Origin of the sequence: Staphylococcus ureilyticus, from assembly GCF_002902235.1 — a bacterium.
Taxonomy (GTDB): Bacteria; Bacillota; Bacilli; order Staphylococcales; family Staphylococcaceae; genus Staphylococcus; species Staphylococcus ureilyticus.
The window spans coordinates 1-8,587 of record NZ_PPRL01000050.1 but is presented as its reverse complement, the minus strand read 5'-3'; the positions used below and the strand labels follow the sequence as shown (position 1 = coordinate 8,587).

At 31.2% G+C, this 8,587-nt stretch carries 10 protein-coding genes; 7 read left to right on the top strand and 3 right to left on the bottom strand.

What is annotated here, in order from left to right:
• Positions 1–663: 663 nt before the first annotated feature.
• Genes CD150_RS05795 through CD150_RS05785 form a run of 3 tightly spaced genes read right to left on the bottom strand, consistent with a single transcriptional unit; the run spans position 664 to position 3,041 of the window.
• The gene (locus tag CD150_RS05795) at positions 664–1,107 is read right to left on the bottom strand and encodes an MFS transporter (protein WP_001836860.1); all 444 of its coding nucleotides are present in this window, start codon (positions 1,105–1,107) and stop codon (positions 664–666) included.
• Positions 1,108–1,162: 55 nt separating this feature from the next.
• Positions 1,163–1,576, bottom strand: a complete 414-nt coding sequence (locus CD150_RS05790) for a universal stress protein (protein ID WP_001836859.1) — start codon at positions 1,574–1,576, stop codon at positions 1,163–1,165.
• Between the two features lie 13 nt (positions 1,577–1,589).
• The gene (locus CD150_RS05785) at positions 1,590–3,041 is read right to left on the bottom strand and encodes a SulP family inorganic anion transporter (protein WP_103161421.1); all 1,452 of its coding nucleotides are present in this window, start codon (positions 3,039–3,041) and stop codon (positions 1,590–1,592) included.
• A 113-nt stretch (positions 3,042–3,154) separates the two neighbouring features.
• On the opposite strand from CD150_RS05785, the gene CD150_RS05780 reads away from it, so the two are divergent.
• The 7 genes from CD150_RS05780 to CD150_RS05750 all read left to right on the top strand — a co-directional run bounded on the left by CD150_RS05780 (position 3,155) and on the right by CD150_RS05750 (position 8,362).
• Positions 3,155–3,697, top strand: a complete 543-nt coding sequence (locus CD150_RS05780; RefSeq protein WP_001836856.1) for a recombinase family protein — start codon at positions 3,155–3,157, stop codon at positions 3,695–3,697.
• 13 nt (positions 3,698–3,710) lie between these two features.
• Complete coding sequence (locus CD150_RS13365) at positions 3,711–3,965, top strand: hypothetical protein (protein WP_001836853.1); 255 nt, start codon at positions 3,711–3,713, stop codon at positions 3,963–3,965.
• A gap of 359 nt (positions 3,966–4,324) precedes the next feature.
• Positions 4,325–4,723: a plasmid mobilization protein gene (locus CD150_RS05770; RefSeq protein ID WP_001289198.1), complete on the top strand. Its 399-nt coding sequence runs from the start codon at positions 4,325–4,327 to the stop codon at positions 4,721–4,723.
• On the top strand, positions 4,705–5,697 hold the full coding sequence (locus CD150_RS05765; RefSeq protein WP_053033444.1) for a relaxase/mobilization nuclease domain-containing protein: 993 nt from the start codon (positions 4,705–4,707) through the stop codon (positions 5,695–5,697). Before CD150_RS05770 ends, CD150_RS05765 begins: the two co-directional genes overlap by 19 nt.
• The gene (locus tag CD150_RS05760) at positions 5,663–6,214 is read left to right on the top strand and encodes a DUF334 domain-containing protein (RefSeq protein ID WP_002303113.1); all 552 of its coding nucleotides are present in this window, start codon (positions 5,663–5,665) and stop codon (positions 6,212–6,214) included. The genes CD150_RS05765 and CD150_RS05760 overlap by 35 nt, the downstream gene beginning before the upstream one ends.
• 722 nt (positions 6,215–6,936) lie before the next feature.
• Positions 6,937–7,794, top strand: coding sequence for a replication initiation protein (locus tag CD150_RS05755; RefSeq protein ID WP_103161422.1), 858 nt, complete (start codon positions 6,937–6,939; stop codon positions 7,792–7,794).
• A 22-nt stretch (positions 7,795–7,816) separates the two neighbouring features.
• Positions 7,817–8,362, top strand: coding sequence for a helix-turn-helix domain-containing protein (locus CD150_RS05750; RefSeq protein ID WP_019467680.1), 546 nt, complete (start codon positions 7,817–7,819; stop codon positions 8,360–8,362).
• The last annotated feature ends 225 nt before the right edge of the window (positions 8,363–8,587 follow it).

Below are 8,587 nucleotides of genomic sequence, written 5' to 3'. Positions count from 1 at the left end.
GTTCTTTGTACATCAAAAACCCCCACAGCCGACCAAAGCTTTGTGGGGGTTTTCTTTTTATCATTTGAACTTATCATAAAGATAATTTGCAATTATCCCTGTGATAATCGGACAAATGAAAATTGTAAGAACAAAAAGTGCAATATTCATTTGTACATCGCACCCCCTTTCCGCACAGGAAGTGCCTTATAAGTATAATATAGCATAATGGTATTGTTAATGACTTTATGTATATTTATAAATAATAAAACCTTATGAAAATCTATGAAAACGTACAAAAACAGCAATGTATAAAATATGTATAAATAGCGACAAACGATAAAAGCCCGAAACACTGATTTAACAGTGTTTCGGGCTTTTTGTTTAGTTAACATAATAAAGAGTTATAGGTAGTAGATTTGTATAACATATCCATTCTTATAAAGAGGTTTATCTATATATTGTTATACTAAAATATGATTAGTATTGGTTAATAACCATATCTGTATAGTCTTCTTCTTTTATTATTCGAATTTGATTATTACTCGATTCATGCTCTATTCCCCATACTTTCGACCGTTTAAAAATCAACAAATCACAAAAAACCAATAATATTAGAATACATATTCCTTTGCAAAACTTCATAACATCTCCCCTTAAATACCATTCTTTCTATGGTATATTTTAATAATTTTTAACTGGCTTTTTAGCCAATAATGCACAAACTAAACCAATAATGGGGAAAATAATCATCATATAAATAGTTAATGAATAGGATTGGAAAATATCATGACCTAGGCCTAATGGTAATGGTCCTAAAGAGGAACCAATCACTAGCATAGTTGATCCAATTCCATTTATACTCCCTACATGCTTACGTCCAAAGTAGTTAGCCCAAACAATATTGGTTCCAATTCTTTCTAGACCGTTCGCAATTCCCCATATGATTCCAAATAGAATAGCTAAAGAATATATTGAGGAAACTTCTGTACGGCTCCATCCAAATGTTTGAATATATTCATCAATAAATGCTGCGTTTGAATAAGTTTGGCCAGGGCCAGAGAAGAAAACTGTCAAACCAGCAATAAATACAATAACCCAACCATAATAGAAATTTTTGGTTTTCATCTAATATTCACCTCTAAAATAAAACTCAATCCTTTCACGGATTGAGTTAGACAGACTATTTTACAATAACAACGGGAATTTCTGAACGTTTTGCTACTTTGTGACTGACGCTACCTAACACCATTTCTTGCAAACTATTTAATCCACGTGTTCCCAAAACAATAGCCTGAAATTCTCCACTATTTGCAACTGAAACAACTGTGTCCGCAGGAACACCATGTGCAATTTTCATTTCATATTTCACATTATGCTCTACAAATAACTCAGTGATATGAGAGAGTTTGTCTTCTCTTTCATTCGTCAAACTGGAACTTTGTTTACCATGTAAAACATCTGTTTTCGACTCCTCAACATCTACAACTGTAAGAATAGTAACAACAGTATTATCATCTATAAAATTTAAAACTTCTTTTGCTGAACGCAAACTATTTTCTGACCCATCTGCTGCTAATAAAATTGATTTATACATAAATAACGCTCCTTTAGTTTAAATGATTTTCATTTAGTTGGCTTAACTCTGAAACAATTTTACGACTATCTGAATTTAATTTTTCTACACGAACAATATTATTTTTTTCTTCGAATTTTCGTACTATCGTGTCAATTGCATCGACTGCAGAATCATCCCATAAGTGTGCATTATTGAAGTTTAATTCTATGGTACTATTTTTAATATCGAAGTTAATTTGATCCATCATAGAGTCAATAGAAACAAAGAAGATTTGTCCTTTAAAAGATAATCGATTTATTTTACCGAATTCTTCAGAAATTACTTCTACTTTTGCAATTTTAGTAGCAAAGAATAAAGCGCTGAAAACGACCCCTGCAACAACACCTATAGCTAAGTTATGAGTCATTAAAACGATAATTACCGTAATGAGCATAACAACTGCATCTGTTTTCGGTGCTTTTTTAATATATTTAAAAGAATTCCAATCAAATGTACCAACAGAAACCATAACCATAATACCTGCTAAAATTGGCATTGGAACCTGCACTACGAGTCCTCCAAGTACAATAATCATAAATATAAGTACGATACCGGCTGTAAATGTAGACAATCTACTGTTTGCTCCTGATTTAACATTGATGACCGATTGACCAATCATGGCACAACCACCCATACCACCAAATAAACCGGTAATCATGTTAGCGATACCTTGACCACGTGACTCTCTATTTTTACTACTATAAGTATCTGTAGCGTCATCTACAATTTTAGCTGTAAGTAAGCTTTCTACTAAACCTACAATAGCCATAGATAAAGAGTAAGGGAAAATAATTTGAAGTGTTTCTAAATTAAAGGGCACATTAGGGATTAAAAAGTGAGGTAAAGCTTGTTTAATACTCCCTAAATCTCCGACAGTTCTCACGTCAGAACCTGTATACATATAAAGGGCAGTCAACACGATAATAGCTATTAATGGTGCAGGTATAGCTTTAAAAAATCTTGGAATTATATATACAATGAGTAACGTGATAATTACATATATATATGTTGAAATTGATATTCCAAAGATATGTTCTATTTGAGACATAAAAATCATTATTCCTAGGGCATTTACAAACCCAATCATGACGGAATGAGGTATAAATTTCATTAGACGACCAACTTTAAGTAGTCCTAAAATTAATTGGATTAACCCCATTAGTATAGTAGCAGCTAGAAGATACTCTACACCGTAATCTTTCACAAGTGGAACAATTAATAAGGCAATAGCCCCTGTTGCACCTGATATCATTGCTGGTCTGCCACCTACAATAGCAGTAACGACAGCAATAATGAACGAAGCATATAAACCAACCATTGGATCTACACCTGCAATAATTGAAAATGCAATAGCTTCAGGGATTAAAGCTAAAGCAACTACAATACCGGCAAGTATATTTTTTCCTGGCTGGTTAAGCCATTCATTTTTTAATTTTTCAACCATAACTTACTCTCCTTTTTATTTAATTATATTGTAAAGTATAACAGAAAAGTTTCATATGTATACCCGTTAATGAAACTTTATGTTACACTTCACCTACAGGGTGGTGCAATTAAATGAAATACGGTTATATTAGACCCGTTACAATAAACGACAATTTAAATGAACAAAAAAAGAAAATAGAAAATCATACAAATGAAATTGTTGAAGAAATTCATGCTAATAATAAGAAGAGGAATATATTAGATGTTCTTTTAAATGAAAAATTAGTTTCTGGAGATATGTTATACGTTACGGATTTATGTATTCTTGCAGATTCTACGAAACATTTAGTAGATATATTAGATTATCTTTCTCAGGAGGATATATCTTTATATGTTATTAATTTAAATCGTTATATTTATAAAGACATCAAAGGTGAATTTATAGAAATATTACATGATATCACAGACTTCCAAAGTGACATTGTCAAATTTAGAACTCGTTTAGGTTTAGAAAATTATGCAAAAGAAGGAAAAAACTTAGGAAGACCCAAAAGAAACGACAAAAATCTTAGTGATGCTATTGAAATGTATATGAGTAAAAAATACACTTTAAATGAGATAAAAGAACAGACAAATATAAGTAGAGCAACTTTGTATCGTCATCTAGATAAATAAGAGGTGATGAACGTTGTTAAAACAAGATTTAATGTATAGTGTACTGTTATCGATTAAAGAAGGAGAAAGTGTAGATTTTAAAACGTTAAATGTGAGTGAAAAAACTTTTTTATTAGCACTCGAGAGTATAGCGAGACAAGATTTAGCTGAAAATGTAGAATTGTTTTATAATAAATGTTTTCCGATTTGTGGGACAACACGATACGCAGAGTTAACAGAAAAAGGACATAAAAATATTTCTGAATATCAAATAGAATATAAGTATTAATAACTGTAAAAATTTGATTAAAACATAGAAAAAAAGAATATTTAATACGCATAACACCTTAATAAATAATCTTTGCTTTTCAGAACTTCATTTATGAGCAACCATATTTTTGGTTGCTGGTGTTTTGATTTTGAATTTGGTTTTGAACTATGAGTGGCTAGCATTTTGCCACTCATTTTTTGCGTTAGCAAAAACATAAAGGGTATGGGATATAATCCCATCAAGTATGGCGTGCTAGAACGAAGTGGATAGCAAAGCCAGTGCTTGCCAAACCACATTATTACTTGATATTTTGTTGATTATCCTATAATCTACAAACATAGAGAGTAATAAATTTCGAAGAAACGTGGTGGGATTGAATGAGTGAACATGATAATAATTTGGCTAGCGATTTGTCTGTTGGGGGAAACCGTAAACCCAACCGCAAAGAGCCAAAACAAATTAGTTTCAGAGTGAACGAAGGCGAATATGAAAAGTTAAGGTCATCTGCCGAAACTTTGAATATGAGTGTGCCGAGTTTCGTTAAGAAAAAGGCACAAGGCAGTCGATTGGTAGCGCCAAAATTAGATAAAGAGACGCGACAATCGATTGCTAAAGATTTAGGCAGTATGGGGGCAAACGTAAATCAGATTGCGAAATGGTTTAATCAACATAAAGAACAAGCAGTGAATTTACCTGAACAAAAATACGATGATTTAATTAAGCAATTTGATGACTTTAAAAAGGAGTTGCATGAGATATGGCAACAACTAAAATAAGCTCAACGAAATCAACATCAAGAGCTATTAATTACGCAGAAAAACGTGCAGAAGAAAAAAGTGCTTTGAATTGCGATATAGATTATGCAAAAAGTAGTTTTAAAGCAACACGTGAAATGTATGGCAAAACAGATGGCAACGAAGGACATGTGGTTATTCAGTCTTTTAAACCTAACGAAGTAACGCCAGAACAATGTAATCAATTAGGCTTAGAATTAGCCGAAAAGATAGCACCTAATCATCAAGTTGCCGTATATACGCATAACGACACAGACCATGTTCATAATCATATTGTGATTAATTCAATTGATTTAGAAACGGGGAAGAAATTTAATAATAATAAAAAAGCACTGCATGATATTCGACAAGCGAATGACGAAGTTTGCCAATCGCATAATCTATCAATACCCGAAGAAAAAGCGAAATTACGTTATACACAAGCAGAATATAGCGTATTGAACAAAGGGAAAACATCTTGGAAAGATGAGATAAGGCATGCCATAGATCAATCGCAAGCAGCGTCTTATGAAGAACTGGGTAATGATTTACAACAAAATGGCATAAAAATTGAACGTATTACAGACAAAACAATTACTTATCGACATTTGGAAGAAGATAAAAAAGTGCGTGGGAAGAAATTAGGCGAAGATTACGACAAAGGGGGCTTAGAAATTGGCTTTAACAGACAAAATGAACAACGAGAAGAACAAGCAAGACAGAGAGAACTTGAACAGGCAAGACGAGAGAAAATCAAGCGAGATAAAGAGCGAGAGAAAGAGTGGGCTCGATTTAATAGAAGTACGCAAGCAATTAGACAGAATAGAGAGCGTAGCGAACGAGAAGAACGAGAAAGAGAGCGAAAAGCTAGAGAACTTGAAGAACAGAATAGAAGAGCTAGAGAAGAGCGAGCAAGACAGGAACGAGAGAACAAACATACTCATGAAAAGACTAGAGGCTTCGACCTCGAACTTTAATAATAAGTTAGATGTTTTTGAAGAAAAGACTAAGCATGCAAGATTAAACTTTGAAACAACTGCAAAGCACTATATTAAACGACTTGATGAAGATAATTTGAAATTAGATTTTCAACAAGCTATTCAAGATGAATTAAGCGATACTAAAGACGAAATACGTGAAGTGACGAAACAAGCGAGAGAAGAAACAAAAGAGTATAAAGAAATCTTAGAAAGTAAAATAAAAGACCATAACAAAGTGGTTGATAAATCGAATACAGCGCTAAAAGTGATGACAAAAGGCGTTACAAATATATTTTTTGTGCTAATTATTTTTGTACTTGTAATGCTTGTGACAGGTCCGATAGGTCATTTCTTTGGTATTGAACATTTATATAGCTTTATTAATGGTTTTATTGATGACCACGAAAGTGCATGGCGATATTTGATGTTGATACTTTATGCAGTACCCTATGTATTCTTCGCTATCATTCTGTGGCTCATAGCATTGTTTTTTAGAGTATTTAATGACCTTTAGGTAGATTTATATATAAAAAGGGCTAAATACGCAAAATACCCCCTTAAAATGCAAAATAAATGCAAATAAGGGGGTAACTCCTTATGAAAAAACAACTAATAGTATTATAACACGTTTTTATGCCGAGAAAACTTATTGGTTGGAATGGGCTATGTGTTAGCTAACTTGTTAGCGAGTTGGTTGGACTTGAATTGGGATTAATCCCAAGAAAGTACCAACTCAACAACACATAAAGCCCTGTAGGTTCCGACCAATAAGGAAATTGGAATAAAGCAATAAAAGGAGTTGAAGAAATGAAATTCAGAGAAGCCTTTGAGAATTTTATAACAAGTAAGTATGTACTTGGTGTTTTAATAGTTTTAACTATTTACCAGATAATACAAATGCTTAAATAAATATAATTATGATCCTGAACTTTTTAATATATTTTATAAATATTTTTTAAGTTCTTTTTAGAAGTTTTCTATCTCTTGAGTATCAAGGTGTTTGAGATGCGAAAGGCAACCTTTTGTAACTTCAAAGGCAACTTTTTGTAACTTCAAAGGCAACTTTTTGTAACTTCAAAGGCAACTTTTTGTAACTTCAAAGGCAACTTTTATATTTTTAGTTGCCTTTGAAGTTTTATATTTGCTACTATAGTTTTTGTAGAGATAAAAAATTAATATTAAGGAAACTTTTATATTTTTAGTTGCCTTAATATTAATATAGGAGTTTGATAAATGATGTCTGGAGAAACTGTTGTATATAAAAATGAAATGAACTTAGTCCCTTTGCGCCGTTTTACAAGCACAGAGATTGATATTTTTTTTAGTCTTTGCAATAAACTTAAAGAACAAGATATAAAAGAACTAACTATTCCTTTCGAAGAATTACGCCACTTAAGTAATTATTATCATCGTTCTCAAAAAAGATTTGTTAAAGATTTAGAACATGTTTATGATAAATTACTAGGCTTAACTTACACAGAAAGAAGTGGCTTATCATTTAAAAAATTTGTATTATTTACTGGTTATGAAGTTGATGCTGATTCAAAAGAAATTAATATTAGTATTAATCCAAAATTAAAACATGTTTTAAATGATATAACAGCGAATTTCACTAAATTTGAGTTACAAGAAATGACACATCTTAAATCTACATATTCTAAAAATATGTTTAGGCTTCTAAAACAATATAAACATACAGGGTACTTTAAAATACAAATTGATGATTTTAAAGAACTTTTAGATGTTCCTGATAGTTATAGAATGACTCATATTAATCAAAAGGTTTTAACACCAATAATTAAAGAATTGGGATCTATATTTAAAGAACTTAATATTACTAAAATCAAAGCGAAAAAAGGACGTAAAATTGAATGGTTAGAATTTTCTTTTACCCCTGAAAAACGCATTCACTCGAAACGGCAACCATATATGGCTAATAAAAATTTTTCAAAGAAAGACTTAAATCGTGAAATAACACCAGCGTGGTTAAAAAAACACCAAACAACTAACCACCAAAACGCTGAATATACTGAAGAAGAACGACAAGCATTTTTAGAAAAAATGAATAAAAGTAAACAATCTCAAATGGATTAAACATAGTAGGACGTGTTAGTTAATGAAAACTGTAAAAGAAGTTTCAGAGATATTAAATGTATCTAAACAGACAATCCATTATCATTTAAAAAAATTACCTCCACATTTAAACATAAGAAAAATGGGTAACAAAGCATTAATTGATGATGATATTATGAGCTATTTAAAAAACACCTTGAATAAAAAATCATCAAATAAATCGTCAAAAGTAAATAAACAATATAAACACTCGGAGCTAGAAAATCATCAAACAAACTGTCAAAAATCGACAAACGAATCGTCAAATAAAAAAGAGGGTATAACAATCAATTATGATAGCTATATTGATAAATATATTGAGCATTTAGAATCAGAAATTCGACAAAAAAATCGACAAATTGACGATTTAACAATTGCGTTAAAACAAGAACAATCTTTGAATTTAAATAGCCAAAATATATTAGGTAATAGCGAAAAAATAGAAACAGATAACGTGCATGAAAAAGAGAATATCTTTGATTCAAAAATATCAAATCAAAATGAACAAAAGCAGTCTTTATTTTCAAAATTATTCAAGAAAAAAAACTAACAAGATAAATAGTTCTTTATTTACTTATAGCAAAGTAACGAGAAGCAACGTAGATGATCGAGATACAACGAGAAAATTTTTTACAAAAGAGAATATACACGATATACTGAACTTAACAAAAAGTGAAATGTTCTTTGTACATCAAAAACCCCCACAGCCGACCAAAGCTTTGTGGGGGTTTTCTTTTTATCATTTGAACTTATCATAAAGATAATTTGCAATTAT